This is a genomic window from Marinomonas sp. FW-1, from assembly GCF_005222245.1.
Taxonomy (GTDB): domain Bacteria; phylum Pseudomonadota; class Gammaproteobacteria; order Pseudomonadales; family Marinomonadaceae; genus Marinomonas; species Marinomonas alcarazii.
This window is the reverse complement of record NZ_CP025987.1, coordinates 1,710,291-1,724,862: the sequence shown is the minus strand read 5'-3', so window position 1 is coordinate 1,724,862 and position 14,572 is coordinate 1,710,291. Positions and strand designations below refer to the sequence as shown.

General features: G+C 43.8%; 11 protein-coding genes. 6 read left to right on the top strand and 5 right to left on the bottom strand.

What is annotated here, in order from left to right; genetic code table 11:
- Positions 1-350: 350 nt before the first annotated feature.
- Together C1X04_RS08030 and C1X04_RS08025 are read left to right on the top strand one after the other, a co-directional pair.
- Positions 351-1,136, top strand: coding sequence for a hypothetical protein (locus C1X04_RS08030; protein ID WP_137169609.1), 786 nt, complete (start codon positions 351-353; stop codon positions 1,134-1,136).
- Positions 1,137-1,155: 19 nt separating this feature from the next.
- Positions 1,156-1,599 carry a hypothetical protein gene (locus C1X04_RS08025; protein WP_137169608.1) on the top strand — a complete coding sequence of 148 codons (444 nt, stop codon included), beginning with the start codon at positions 1,156-1,158 and terminating at the stop codon, positions 1,597-1,599.
- A gap of 66 nt (positions 1,600-1,665) precedes the next feature.
- Here C1X04_RS08025 and C1X04_RS08020 read toward each other — a convergent pair whose 3' ends face one another.
- Positions 1,666-2,043 carry a hypothetical protein gene (locus C1X04_RS08020; RefSeq protein ID WP_137169607.1) on the bottom strand — a complete coding sequence of 126 codons (378 nt, stop codon included), beginning with the start codon at positions 2,041-2,043 and terminating at the stop codon, positions 1,666-1,668.
- 153 nt (positions 2,044-2,196) lie between these two features.
- Between C1X04_RS08020 and dusA the strand changes: the two genes are divergently transcribed.
- From dusA to C1X04_RS08000, 4 genes are all read left to right on the top strand, one after another.
- On the top strand, positions 2,197-3,222 hold the full coding sequence (dusA, locus tag C1X04_RS08015) for a tRNA dihydrouridine(20/20a) synthase DusA (protein ID WP_110572065.1): 1,026 nt from the start codon (positions 2,197-2,199) through the stop codon (positions 3,220-3,222).
- A gap of 5 nt (positions 3,223-3,227) precedes the next feature.
- Positions 3,228-4,178, top strand: a complete 951-nt coding sequence (gene tal, locus C1X04_RS08010) for a transaldolase (RefSeq protein ID WP_137169606.1) — start codon at positions 3,228-3,230, stop codon at positions 4,176-4,178.
- A 73-nt stretch (positions 4,179-4,251) separates the two neighbouring features.
- Positions 4,252-4,773, top strand: a complete 522-nt coding sequence (locus C1X04_RS08005) for a sugar O-acetyltransferase (protein ID WP_110572061.1) — start codon at positions 4,252-4,254, stop codon at positions 4,771-4,773.
- A 203-nt stretch (positions 4,774-4,976) separates the two neighbouring features.
- Positions 4,977-6,092 (top strand): PQQ-dependent sugar dehydrogenase, encoded by a 1,116-nt coding sequence (locus C1X04_RS08000; protein ID WP_137169605.1) that lies wholly within the window; start codon positions 4,977-4,979, stop codon positions 6,090-6,092.
- Positions 6,093-6,102: 10 nt separating this feature from the next.
- Here C1X04_RS08000 and C1X04_RS07995 read toward each other — a convergent pair whose 3' ends face one another.
- The 4 genes from C1X04_RS07995 to hrpA form a co-directional block, all read right to left on the bottom strand.
- The gene (locus C1X04_RS07995) at positions 6,103-8,418 is read right to left on the bottom strand and encodes an EAL domain-containing protein (RefSeq protein ID WP_137169604.1); all 2,316 of its coding nucleotides are present in this window, start codon (positions 8,416-8,418) and stop codon (positions 6,103-6,105) included.
- The gene (locus C1X04_RS07990; RefSeq protein WP_110572055.1) at positions 8,405-9,475 is read right to left on the bottom strand and encodes a PotD/PotF family extracellular solute-binding protein; all 1,071 of its coding nucleotides are present in this window, start codon (positions 9,473-9,475) and stop codon (positions 8,405-8,407) included. The genes C1X04_RS07995 and C1X04_RS07990 overlap by 14 nt, the downstream gene beginning before the upstream one ends.
- Positions 9,476-9,592: 117 nt before the next feature.
- Complete coding sequence (locus tag C1X04_RS07985) at positions 9,593-10,486, bottom strand: VacJ family lipoprotein (RefSeq protein ID WP_110572053.1); 894 nt, start codon at positions 10,484-10,486, stop codon at positions 9,593-9,595.
- A gap of 56 nt (positions 10,487-10,542) precedes the next feature.
- Positions 10,543-14,562, bottom strand: a complete 4,020-nt coding sequence (gene hrpA / locus C1X04_RS07980) for an ATP-dependent RNA helicase HrpA (RefSeq protein ID WP_254682360.1) — start codon at positions 14,560-14,562, stop codon at positions 10,543-10,545.
- Between the last annotated feature and the right edge of the window lie 10 nt (positions 14,563-14,572).

The following is a 14,572-nucleotide window of genomic DNA, read 5'->3' as shown; positions in this document are numbered from 1 at the left end:
TTTTCAATGATATTTTTTGAGACAAAGTAGTGACCAACTCCGTTTATCTATGTAAGATAACTTCAAAGTTAAGCAAAAACACACCAAATATAAAGCTAGGATGGCCCATTCAATTATGTCTAAATCTACTTTTCAACATACATTTGCGATTGAGAACAAAGAGTTCATGACTATGATGTGTTCGAACTTCTTCCATCATCTATCAACCTTAGATATGCAAAGAAATGTATCTTTTTGAGTTAAGTTGTCGCAAACGCTAACTATTAGACGCCGTTAAGTTCACTAACATGATCTAAGCTGGTAATATCGGCCAAAATTTGACCACCCTGTTTTTTGTTGGAAATGTATAAATGTCAGAACCAAAACTAGCCTATTCAGAAAAGCTTGATGAAATTGAACATCAGTGCGAGAGCCTAACTCGCGCAAGAGGCTTTTTTGGAAAGCAAGATGAATTTACGATACATCGTTTGACTCACGACATTGAAAATCAGGTTACAAAATTAATCAGCTCTGCGCCATTTTTTGGGTACGCTGCTGAAATGATGTTGGCAACGGCTTGCAATGACAAAACAAGACTAGATAGAGCTTACAGTGACTCTTGCAGCTACGAAGTTAATGAGAGCGTTGATCTTAACTATGCAGTAGGGTTAAGAATGACTGGCCACATCATGGATGCAGTTAAAATACTTGAGCAAATGACATTCTGTAGTCCTCCGTCATTAAAGGCTCTAAGAAATCTAATAGATGCATATCAGTACTTAGGAATGCATGAAGAATACATTGGAAAGCTGGAGCCTCTTATTATGCGCTTAAACCTAACACCACTTGACGAAAACTCCATTTCCTCAAAAGAGGTACTTAGATTTTTTAGCCATAAAAACGTATCTATTGAAAAACTTACTGAGTTTAATTTATTTTTAGACAGCTTCTTCTGCAGAAATCAGGTAGGTAACTTAACAGTTCAATCTGAGACTGTTTCTGATGAATATGAAGAATGGATATCCCATCTTGTCGTATTCGATGAGAAGCACGATCCAATAAAAGTATCTGAATTAAACGATCTTTTCTTAGAAGAGCTAATGGATCAAGAGCATCTTGATGAAATATCTGATCTAGTCGTGACCAGATTTATCTAACCATAAGGAATTTGAGTTTATGACAGCCACGGATGAGTTGATTGAATTTTCTAAATACCTATTCAATGAAACGACTATTGAAGATTATGCACATACAAACCAAGCCTTAAGAACCTGTATACATAAGAGCTATTATGCGGCCTATCATGAATGCAAGCTACTAGGCGATAAACTACCCGAGACTGAAAATATTAATACTGGCTCTCATGATCGCTTAATTCAGCGTTTGAAAAATGTTCCTGTAGCATCAGCCGGTAACAAAAAAAATGCTAAACGAATAAAAACCATTTCACTATGGTTACTTCAAGCAAAGACATTGCGTTGCAAAGCTGACTACTCACTTGATAGTGAAATTGATGTCCGTGAAATAGAGCAACACGATATTAATGTAAGAAAAATATTACGTGATTTACCAACCATTGTTCATGATCTTACCCCACAGCAGAAAACATCTAACGTCTAAGCCTTAGATCAAATTAGATGTATTGATTTACTACTGCCTTTCAAACCGTTGAAAGGCAGTAAGAACCTAACTCCCCCGCTTATCAGTCAAGCTCCCATCCGCCCTAGTAGCCACGTCCATGTTGCCCATCATGCCCTGTGTAAATTCGGCTTTGAGTCTTTCTATCACTTGGTCGCTGAGTTGTTGGTCGTAACTTGGATTGCCTGTTGGTGTTAGGTGGATGGTTGGCGCAAAGGTGATGCTTTTGTTGTTGCTTTGTAGCTGTTGGCTTTGCTTTGCGATGGCGTCTGGTGCGGGTTGGTCGGTTTTGTCGTCTTCAAACCAACTGCCAATCCATTCAGCTAGAGAGCGCCGCCGATCCATTCGCCCAAAGAGCCACCACCCATGCCGCCAGCGATAGAGCCGACGACTCCCCCAATGGCGGTGCCAATAAGCCGTACTCATAGTGAACTTGCCAAAAATCCATCATTGAGCACCAATCTCTCCTCCTTCTCCCTTAGATATCTTGTAATTTTATGACATAATGTTGTGCATCTGTCGCGGGGAATGATTCCCCTGTGTCGCGACGCTTTTTTGAACTTATTCGATAGTAGAAGAATGTCACTAGATAATGGGGCTGCCCCAGTAAATTCAAGCGCTGAGCTTGATCGTCGATTCTCCATCGCTCCAATGATGGACTGGACTACATCCGATTACCGGGTTTTCGCTAGAACACTTAGCAAGAATACGCTGCTTTATACCGAGATGGTGACAACGGGCGCGTTGCTACAGGGCAATAATCCTGAAAGATTCTTACGTTATGATAGTTGCGAGCACCCTATTGCGCTGCAACTTGGTGGGTCTGACGCCGTTGCCTTGGGTAAATGCGCAAAAATAGCGGAGCAAGCGGGCTTTGATGAGGTTAACCTTAACGTAGGTTGCCCAAGCGACAGAGTGCAAAATAGTTTAATCGGTGCGTGTTTGATGGCTTACCCTGATAAGGTAAAAGATGCCATGCGCGCCATGCAAGATAACTGCAACATTCCGGTGACGATCAAACACCGTATTGGTTTAGACGACCAAGAAGATTACAGCGTGGTTCGCGATTTTGTGGGCGATATAGCGACGACTGGCGTGACGACTTTTATTGTTCACGCGCGTAATGCCATTTTGGAAGGCTTAAGCCCAAAAGAAAACCGCGAAGTGCCGCCACTAAAATACCATTATGTACATCAGTTGAAGAAAGACTTCCCTGACCTTGAAATCATTCTGAATGGTGGCATAAAAACACTAGAAGAGTGCCAAGAACATTTGGCACATGTCGATGGTGTGATGGTTGGTCGCGAGGCTTACCACAACCCTTGGATTTTAAGCCAAGTCGACGAAGTATTATTTGGCGGTCAGCCGTTGGTTCATGATCGCTACGAGGCACTAGAAGCTTTCGTTCCTTATGTTGAACGCAAGCTGGAAGAAGGCGAACGCTTGATGCACCTAACCCGACATATTTTGGGTATTTTTCAGGGTGAAGCCGGCGGCAAACAGTTCCGTCGCTACTTATCTGAAAATGGTCACAAAGCTGACGCAAAGGTAAATGTATTATTAGAGGCCATTGAATTGGTCAAAAATCATCAACGCAAAGGATAAGAGCAATGAGCAATAAGTTATCTCAATTAAAAGAGTTCACGACCATTGTGGCCGACACCGGTGATATCACGGCAATCAAAGATTTTTTACCACAAGATGCGACAACTAACCCATCTTTGATGCTTAAGGCTGCGCAGATTCCTGAATATGCCCCTTTCCTTGATCAAGCGGTTGCTTGGGCAAAAACTCAAAGCAATGACAAAGACCAGCAAATCCTAGACGCTGGCGACAAGCTTGCTGTCATCATTGGTACTGAAATTCTAAAATATGTACCAGGCCGTATTTCTACTGAAGTCGACGCGCGTTTGTCTTTCGACAAAGAAGCCACACTGGCGAAGGCTCGTAAACTGATTGCCCTTTATGAAGAAGCTGGCGTGTCTCGTGACCGCGTTCTGATCAAAGCGGCGTCTACTTGGGAAGGCATCAAAGCGGCAGAAGAGCTAGAAAAAGAAGGCATCAACTGCAACCTAACGTTGCTTTTCTCTTTCGCGCAAGCACAAGCCTGTGCTGAAGCAGGTGTTTACCTGATTTCTCCATTCGTTGGTCGTATTCTTGATTGGTACAAAAAATCCACTGGCCAAAAATACACTGCGGAAACCGATCCGGGTGTGGTTTCTGTGACTGAAATCTACAACTACTACAAGCAACACGGTTACAAGACTGTTGTGATGGGCGCGAGCTTCCGTAACATCGGTGAAATCGAGCAACTTGCTGGTTGTGACCGTTTGACGATCAGCCCTAACCTGCTTGAAGAATTGAAAAAAGACGAAGGCAAACTAGAACGTAAATTGACGCCAACAACTGACGTTAAACCAGCGCCAGCTGCGATCACTGAAGCGGCATTCCGTTGGGCAATGAACGAAGACGCAATGGCAACAGAGAAACTGTCTGAAGGCATTCGTAACTTCGCAGCCGATCAGCGTAAGTTAGAAGTGACTCTAGCTTCTATGCTATAAAACAGAAGCAAATAAGTTATGCTAAAAACGCGGCCTAGGTCGCGTTTTTTATTTTACACAAGAAGAACGAAAGATGACCGAACGAACGGAATTTGAAAAAATGATCCAAGGTGAGGCGTTTAACGCTATCGACCTAGACCTTCGCTTACGCAGAGAAGCCGCACGTCTTGCGTGCGCTAAATTCAATGCCCACCCAAGCAAGGGCAACCTTCGCCATGTGACACGGTTATTTGCAGAGTTTGGCAGTGTGGTGATCGAACCGGGCTTTCAATGCGACTATGGTTCGCAAATTCATCTGGGTGAACGTGTTTTTATTAATTTCCAATGCATCTTTTTAGACAGCGCTCAGATCCATATTGGCGACGATGTGTTAATCGGCCCAGGAGTGCACCTTTATACGGTAGATCACCCCAGAGACGCTGAACAACGCGCCTCTGGGGAATGTTATGCTCGCCCTATCAGCATTGGTAATAAAGTTTGGATTGGTGGCGGCGCTAAAATCCTTCCCGGCATTGAAATTGGTCATAACGCCATCATTGCGGCTAACGCGGTTGTGACACGAAATGTGGCCGACAACGAACGCTACTTTGGCTAATCCTTTTTTCACATACGGGCATAATATTGTTTGCATCATTACGGCAAAATACTGCATTCAACGTCTTAATTAGCGGTTATTTCAATACTTCTTTAAACTGGGCAAGCATTCCGCAATTGTTGAGGAAATAGCCACTTGTCACCTCTTCTAGCGACTATTTTGTATATACTGAGATAGTGAAATTTGCGAGAAGAGGTCGCCTTATGAAAACTTGGATTCTATTTTTAGCTAGCCTGATGGCTCTAAATGCCAGCGCCTCGGATGCCATCCTTGATGATTCATTAAACGTTGATCAAGTCACTCAATTCGATGGCATGCCTTGGGGTATTGCCATGCTTAGTGATCAAGAAGCCATCGTCACCATCAAAAAAGGTGAGGCTTACAAAGTCGATTTACTAAGCGGAAAAACACAATCGTTAAGCGGTTTGCCCGATGTAGACAGTCGTGGTCAAGGCGGGTTGTTGGATGTTGCAATTTCACCCGAATTTAAAACGCAAGGGTGGATTTACTTCACCTATGCCAAGCCAACAAAAGATGGCGCTAAAACCACCTTAGCTAGAGCGAAATTAGCCCGTAATGCATTAACCGATTGGCAAGATGTGTTCGTTAGTGAATCGGCCACAAGCACAACAAAACACTATGGTGGCCGCATCGCGTTTGACGACAAAGGGCACGTTTTCTTTTCAGTGGGCGATCGCGGTGTTCGTGATAATTCGCAAGATCTTACCAATCATGCAGGTAGTGTGATTCGTCTCAACTTAGACGGCACAGTGCCAAGGGATAACCCTTTTGTCACCCATGCGAATATTCGCAATGAAATATGGAGCTATGGTCACCGAAACCCTCAAGGTTTGTTTTACGATACTGACACGAATACACTCTGGTCGAATGAACATGGTCCAAGAGGTGGTGACGAGATAAATCTCATTCGCCCTGGTGCAAACTATGGTTGGCCGATTGTCTCCTACGGAAAAGAATATTGGGGCCCAATTGATGTGGGTGAAGGTCAAACAAAAGTTGGCATAGATAATCCTGCCAAAGTCTTTATTCCTTCGATCGCGCCAAGCAGTTTGATTCGTTACAGGGGCATGCTGTTTTCCAATTGGAACGGCGATTTCTTATCAACCGCTTTAGCGTTAAGGCATTTGAACAAAATCAAAATCGATAAGAATGGCGAAACGACTGAAACGCGTTATCTGCAGAGTTTGGATGAACGCCTGCGTTCAATCGCTCAGGACTCAAAGGGCGCACTATACATTGGTACAGACTCGGGGAAATTGTTAAGAGTCACGCTGGATAATAAGCTCGCGCTACAATAGCCCTGCTCTGTTAATCAGGCGTTTTATTGCGATAAACATGATACCAATCTTCTAATTCTTCAAGGGGCATTGGCTTAGACAGCCAAAACCCTTGGAAGAAGTCACACCCCGCCTCTTTTAAACACTGAAGCTGAAAGGTATCTTCTATGCCCTCAGCTGTCACAACAATATCTTGTAAATGACACAGCTGTATTAGAGGCGGCAGCAATTTTGCGTATTGCGAATCGGTTATGCGTTCTGTTAGCACCTTGTCTAGTTTTACCTTATTTACTGGGTAATCAATCATATGCAAAAGTGGCGTATAACCTACGCCAAAATCGTCAATGGCGATACTAAAACCAGAATTTTGCAGCCCGTTCAGCACATCAAACACAGAGCCGGTTTGTACATAACTGAAGGTTTCTGTTAATTCTAATTCAATGCTCTTATCGTCAATCTGGTATTGGCTCTTTAGCTCATCCAAGTGCTGTAATACAGAATGGTGACTCAGTTCGGCTGCCGATATATTAATCGACAGGATACATTCTTCACCAAAAATGCGGCGTACTTTAGGAAGGCTTTTAAACGCTGTTTCAAATACCCAACGATCTATCTTTGCATAAGAGCCTGTCTGCTCAGCAATAGGAATAAATTCATCAGGATGAATAACGCCTAATTCTGGAGAATTCCAGCGAATGAGTACTTCAAACCCTTTTATGTGATCGTCTGCATCCGTGTAGGGCATATAAACGAGAAAAAACTCTTCATCACAATCAATCATCTTTAGGGCGTCTTCGATCATTTTTGTGCGTCGTGCCCCTGCCGCAATATTGACCGAGTAATAACTATAGCAATTTTTCCCAGACCGCTTGGCGTTATACATAGCCATATCAGCATTAGCAATCAGCTCTTTTAAGGTCTTGCCGTCCTTTGGAAAAGAGGCAATACCCATGCTGGCAGAAACAGGAAAGTAATATTGATCCGACTCATACCCTCCCTCAAACAATGCCACCACAGACTTCGCCAGATCATCCACTTCTTTGACAGTGGCATGGGTTAATACAATCGCAAATTCGTCGCCAGATAAGCGCGACGCCATGCAACCGCCTCGCTGTTTCAAAATAGGTTCTATTAACCGCTGTAAGTCTTGAGCCAGAAAGCAAAGCAAATCATCTCCTGCTTCATGACCTAATTTGTCGTTTACAAACTTGAAATTGTCTAAATCAATATACACCAAGGATACGAGTGCGTTCTCTTGATTAGCTTTGGCTAGCACATGCCGAGAATATTCATAAAACCGAAACCGATTGGGCAGTGCTGTTAACGTATCGGTTATCGCCATTTCATGAGTTTTCTTCAAGTTACTTTGCAACTGCTCAAACAAGTTATGAAACTTTTTGCTTAACTGACCAATTTCACTCTTGTTGGTAGAAAGCGAAATATTGTCTTTCTGATAGTTCATTACTTGAGTGAGCTCTTTATCAAGCTCGCCAATTGGAGCGGTAATAAAGCGAGAGATCAAAGTAACAAGTAATCCAAACGTAAAAACGGCAAGAAATAAGGCTATCGCCGTTAGTTGTAGAGACAGCTGTGACAATGGCTTTGCCAACACACTGTCATTAGGTTTAAGCGTCAAGAATTGACTTGGAGAGAGCCTGATCGAATAACCAAGCTCATTTACAAATAACGTTGGCCGGCTTTCCCACTCAATAGTGGCTTGATAAGATTGCTTCAAAGACTCTAAGTAGTCTGAGAACATGTCCATCCGAACCGCAAAAGACAATTGTATACTGTCTTTTACATCACGCCCTTTGAACGGCACTAACGCTAATTTATCCAGTAAGCGCCCTCTAATGACGGTGCTTGGAGAAGTATCGTTAAAAAGCCGCCAATCCGTCGAGACTCGATTTTTTATCATCTGCATCGACATCTGATTCTGCTCATCACTTATGGTCGCAAAAGGGTCTGAGCTGCGCTCGAAATAAAATAGCTCTTCGCCATCACCGTTAAACAACGCAAATGACACACGTGGGTTTCTATTTAGTTGCGCTTGAGTCGTTAATAACGTCAAGCTTTGGCTTAATGCGATGTCTCTATAACTGGAAGAGGTAGATTGTAAGAAGTTGGATAGATACCCTCCTTCCAAAAAAAGGGCCATCAAGCTATCAACAGTAGACGCTTCCTCTTTAAAAATGCCTTGTAGTTGGTACATTCGCTGTTCCAACTTTGCTTGCTCCAATTCAATGACATTACTTTTCTGGTACTGATATACCAAATAAGTAGAAACACCGTACCCCAGCAGAATAACGGGAAGAAGCAGAAGAATAAGCCGCTTATTTAGACTCATGTATAACCTTAACAGCTTCTTGTATGCGAATGCGCTGCTGGATATTGGCGTCAGACAACATTTCTACAGGCAAGAATTTATCAGGGCTTTCCATTCGAGGATAAATCAGTGCATCCTCTGCCATTGTCTTACTTTGTAAACCATGGGCGGCGTGACTTACTGTGGCTACGCCAATTTCTTCTGAGTTTTTCGCAGCCACCTTTGCTTGACTAATGTATTCAATAAAAGACAACGCCAAAGACTGTTTTTCTGAATTAGTTGGAACGACCCAGCAATCCAGCCAAACGATTGATTGTTCCTCTGGCAATACATAACGCCATACTTCTTTGCCTACAGTTTCATTCATCAAGAACTGATCACCACTGTAGACAACGGCGGCGTATAAATCGTCTTTTTTTGTTGAATTGGATAAAAAGGATGGTGCATATTCATACGTCAGCACGCTGTCAGATTGTTTCTTCAGTAGCTCAAACGTTGCCTTAAGATCCACCTCTTTATCTGTGTTGGGAGATAAGTTCAAATGAATTAAAGCGGGTACCATAATGCTGTAATAGTCACCGAGCATACCGATGTGACCTTTTAGATCGTCTCTTTCAGAAAATAAATCCGCCCATGCATTAACGGGCTGGTGAACTTTATCTTCTCGGTAAGCAATGCCCAATGTTCCCCATAAATAAGGTACGCCAGAATCACCACACTTTTGAAGCCACTCAGGTTCGATACCACTGAGGCTTACCGTTTCCTTAAGGTTTATCACATAGCCTAATTTCGCTAATTTTGTAGCCGATTGGGAGTCAACAATAGCAAGATCAATGTGATTTTGAGTGAGATCCGTCAACAGCAAATCTCGAACATCTTCGTTATCGTAAGCGATAACCTGAACCTTCACGCCCTCGAGGCTTTCCCAGCCAGCAATTGCTTCTTCTGAGAGATAATCATCCCAATTTAGAATATTGAGGGTTGGAGCGCTATAAGCATGAATAGAAACAAATGTAGAAAAGAGACAAAAGCCCCAAGCACTGAGGGGCTTACAGCATCTGAAAAGTAAATGATTCATTATCTTTCTCACCAAAGGGGTATTAAAAATATAGCACTAATACCCGGCAAAGGATCAAAAAATAAGCATATCAATAGCGCAGAATCATAGAAATGTCATAAATAGACCATTTCGATATTAATAAGTCGTCGTGTCATCCCAGCTCGAGTCGTCATCAACGGAATCATCGTCCCAGCTGGAATCCTCGTCTCCCCAGCTTGAGCCATCATCAACAGAGTCATCTCCCCAACTGGAATCATCATCTCCCCAGCTTGAGCCGTCATCTGCTGCGTCATCACCCCAACTGCCGTCTTCAGATGGCGCTTCTTGAGCTTCTGTGTTTTTCTTCGGCACGTTGCCATCGTAAACGTCATAAGCGCGAGTTTGCAGATAAACGTCTCGAATAAAGCTATAGCGGTCACCAATAATCATGCCTTCGGCATTCAGATAACGCGCACGAGTATCCACGACGTCCAAAGCTAATACGCCTAACGCTTCATCACTGTTTAAATCTAACAGGCCTTTTTCATCGACATAGGTATATTCGATTGCAAATGCCGATCCATCACGGACAGTGGATGGGCCAAAGAATGGCAGCACCAGATACGGCCCAGACGATACACCCCAATAACCAAGAGTTTGACCAAAATCTTCGTCGTATCTTTTCAGTCCTAACTCACTCGCCACATCAAACAGACCAAACCAGCCTGCAGTACTGTTAATTAGAAAACGAAAGCTAGACGATGCTGTCGCATCCCACTTTCCTTGCAGAAGGTTATTGGCAATGTTGCCGATTTCACCTAAGTTAGAGAAAAAGTTACTGACACCTTTTTGAACCGGTGTCGGAGTAACCGCTTTATAGCCTTGGGCAACGGGTTTTAATACAGCACCATCAACCGCATCATTAAAGATAAACATAGAACGGTTAAACCCTTCCCATGGATCTTCTTTGGTTTCTACTGGAACCTGCGCACAAGATTGCACAAGTAATAACATAGCGCCAAAAAGTAAAGTGCCCAGTGTTTTAAACATTTCTTACTTATCCTTATAAACCTATAACCTAGTCACAGAACAAAGCCAATTAATCACTAAACCAGCTTTTTAACCTCACTCCATTGCTTTGCTAAGCGCTTTTCGGAGATAGGTTCCAACGTACCAACAGATTGCGCAAACAAGGAAATACGATATTCCTCTAACATCCAACGGTATTTAACCAATTCTGGATCATAAAGCGCTTTCTCTTCATGGGCTTTTTTCTGTTGTGTGTATTGCAGCCAAAGTGTTTCTAACTGAGACACCGAGGCGTTTTCTTTGTTCAAATGATTTTGAAAGCGTTCCAAACGCACTTCAATCCCTTTGAAGTAACGCGGCAATTGCCCCAACCAAAACAGCGGCGTGTTACCGATAAAACCTGGGTAAATCAGCTGCGCCAACTGCGTCTTAATGTCACCATACACGCGAGTCCAAGGGAGAGGAATATTGCCCTTCATTTTTTTAGCCACGCCTTGATAAGACGACAACACACGATAAAGCTGTGTTGCCATGTCATTTGCGACACTGATTAAACGTGGTTTATGCTCCACTATACAAGACTCAAATTCCTGACGTGTTCTTGGCAAAGGTCGCCCATCTAAAAAGACTTTATCTAATATCGCATTAAGCAAATCGTCGAGCAGTGTTTCTTTTTGACCCAATGGCGAAAAGATCAGCATGGATTCTCGTAAATGCGGTAAATTTTTCTGTAAGTAACGCATGTCTTTACTTAAGGTCAGTTTGAGCAAGGTAATCACGCCTTTGCGATGTGTTTCGACCGCCGTGTTTTTATCGTCAAACATTTTGAGCGCAACACTTTCCCCTTGAGCAACCAATGCAGGAAACGCGGTTACCTTGATGCCCGCTTGTTTGATCTCTTGGCGCTCCGGAATATCCTGATCAGGCCATGCGGTTAAACCTTCTTGCTCGTGTTGTTTAGTACCAAACTTAGCAAAGCTTTCTTCCACTAGATCGCTAAACTGGGTCTGGAGCTGGGCAAGGTTCTTCCCTACTCCAAGCACCTTGCCACGCTCATCCACCACTTCCAAATTCAGAGTCAAATGCGAATCCAGTTTATCGGCATTCCATTCATTAAGTGGGATATCAATCAAGGTTTCGCGTTTAATCTGCAAGCTAAGTTGCTCTAATAAATCGCCTTTGTCTTTCGACAAATTAGGGTACACACGCTCAACAAATTGCGGAATCGGCACGAAACGACGACGTAATGCTTTTGGCAATGCTCGTAACAAGGCTTCACAGCGTTCTTTGATAAAGCCTGGCACGGCCCAGCCTAGGTCTTCTAGGCTCAACTGACGCAACAAACCTACCGGCACTTTTAACGTCGCGCCGTCCGTTTCCTGACCTGGGTCGAATTTATAATCAATTGGTAACGCCACGCCATTTAGGCCAAAGGAATCTGGGAACGCATGATCGTCGACACTTACGTCTTGATTAATCAAGTCATCACGGGTCATCAGTAAAGCATCAGGGTCATTTTTAACAAAGTGCTCTAAGCTTTTCAGATTACGCACGTGTTCCGGCAAACGGGCATTATAAAAAGCAAATACCGTTTCATCATCCACCAAAATATCACGCTTACGCAGCTTGGCCTCTTGGGTTTCTAACGACTCAATCAAGGCTTTGTTCTTACGGTAAAACGCCAGCTTGGTGCGAAGTTCGCCTTCCACCAGCCCGGAGCGAATAAAAATTTCGCGGGCTTCTTCAGGATGTACATGGCCATAATCAATACGACGCTTCGCGACGATCACCAAACCGTAAAGCGACACCTGCTCATGGGCCATAATACGGCCTTGGTTACGCTCGAAATGTGGATCGAAATATTGACGTTTTACGAATGGTGCTGCGTATTCCTCAATCCAAGCGGGATCAATTCTGGCCGTCACTCGCGCATACAATTTACTGGTCTCAACCAGCTCCGCAGCCATAATCCATTGAGGTGGCTTTTTAAATAACATGGAACCGGGGAAAATCGATAATTTGCGAGAACGACAGCCAAGCATTTCCTTGCTGTCTTCCATTTTATTAGCGACCTGAGTAAACATGCCTGCCAACAATGAACGATGAATCGCCTCATAATGACGCTCTTCATGCTGAACTTCTTTAAAACCCAGCTGTTTGCAAGCAATCATCACTTGGCGATGAATATCACGCCATTCACGCATACGCATAAAGTTTAAAAACTGCTTACGGCAATACTGGCGTAACTGATTCTGTGACAAGGCTTGGCGTTGTTCCTCGAAACGTTCCCACAAATTTAGGAACACAGCAAAGTCAGAATCTTCGTCCTTATCGACGGCATGCGCTTGGTCGGATTGTGTTTTCTTGTCCTGCGGACGTTCACGAGGGTCTGGAACCGATAATGCGCTGACAATAATCGCTACTTCTTTGAGCACGCTATGTTGCTCAGCAGCAATCAGGATACGACCTAATTTCGGGTCAATTGGTAGCTTAGCAAGCTGACGACCAATCGGCGTTAAACGCTCTTTATTTAATGCGCCAAGCTCCGTTAGGGCACGATAACCATCGTTGATCATGCGTCTTTCTGGCATTTCAACAAAAGGGAATTTTTCAACCGCACCCAGTTTTAAGTTCGCCATCTGCAAAATAACCGACGCCAAGTTGGTGCGGAATATTTCTGGATCCGTAAATTCAGCACGATTGTTAAAATCGTCTTCGTCATACAAACGGATACAAATGCCGTCCGCCACACGACCACATCGCCCTGCTCGCTGATTGGCGCTGGCTTGACTGATTTTTTCTATCGGTAATTGCTGCACCTTGGATCGCACGCTGTATCGGCTAATACGCGCCAAGCCCGGATCAATTACATAACGAATCCCAGGTACAGTTAACGAGGTTTCCGCCACGTTTGTCGATAAAACAATGCGACGACCAGAATGAGACTTGAAAATACGTTGTTGCTCACTAGCACTGAGCCTCGCATACAAAGGCAAAACCTCTGTTCCGCGTAATTCCGCACGGCGAAGAATCTCGGCGGTCTCACGAATTTCACGCTCCCCAGGCAAGAACACCAGAATATCACCTGCTCCACGGTAGCCAGATTGACGTTCTTCCGCGATCAAAAGCTCTACTGCATCTAAAATGCCCTGTTCCATACTTTGGTCTTCGTCTAACTCTTCTGAATCAGACTTGCTCAATAAAGGCTGATAACGCACCTCGACGGGATAAGTACGCCCCGACACTTCAATGATTGGCGCATTGTTGAAGTGCTTAGAAAAACGCTCTACGTCGATCGTTGCCGATGTCACTATGACCTTAAGGTCTGGACGCACCGCCAACACTTGCTTTAAATAACCCAATAAAAAGTCGATGTTTAAGCTACGTTCATGGGCTTCATCTATGATGATGGTGTCGTATTTATAAAGACGTTTATCTTGCTGAATTTCAGCCAACAAAATACCGTCGGTCATCAGTTTAATGAGGGTTTCTTCGTTGCTTTCATCACTGAAACGCACCTGAAAACCAACTTGTTCACCCAAGTTTACCTGCATCTCGTCACTGATACGCTCAGCAACGCTGCGTGCAGCAATACGGCGTGGCTGCGTATGACCAATCTGCCCCGCTATTCCGCGGCCAGCTTGCAAACACATTTTTGGTAATTGCGTGGTTTTACCGGAACCGGTTTCCCCTGCAATAATCACCACTTGGTTTTCTTGTATGGCTTTGATGATTTCATCAGCGCGAGCGGCAACAGGCAAACTCTCGTCATAAGTAATCTTTGGCAAGCGAGACAAACGAGCTTGGTAAAGGGTCTCTGACTGCTCAATGAGAGTATTTAATTCCGTTTGCATACGATCAAAAGGTAAACCTTCCTTTTGACGCTTGCTCAACTGGCTTTGTTTTTGACTTATCAGATGACGATCGCGCGTCATTACGGCATGTGTCGGCATAATAGCTAAACTAGTATCCTTATTGCTTGGCGCAGAGAAAATATTGGCAAGCACAATAACTGTGCAAAGGTCTCTATCTATATAGTTGTAAATTCTAACACCAATCCCAATGAAGGGGTTATAGTGAAAACAATTTGCTGCCATGATCAGCAGC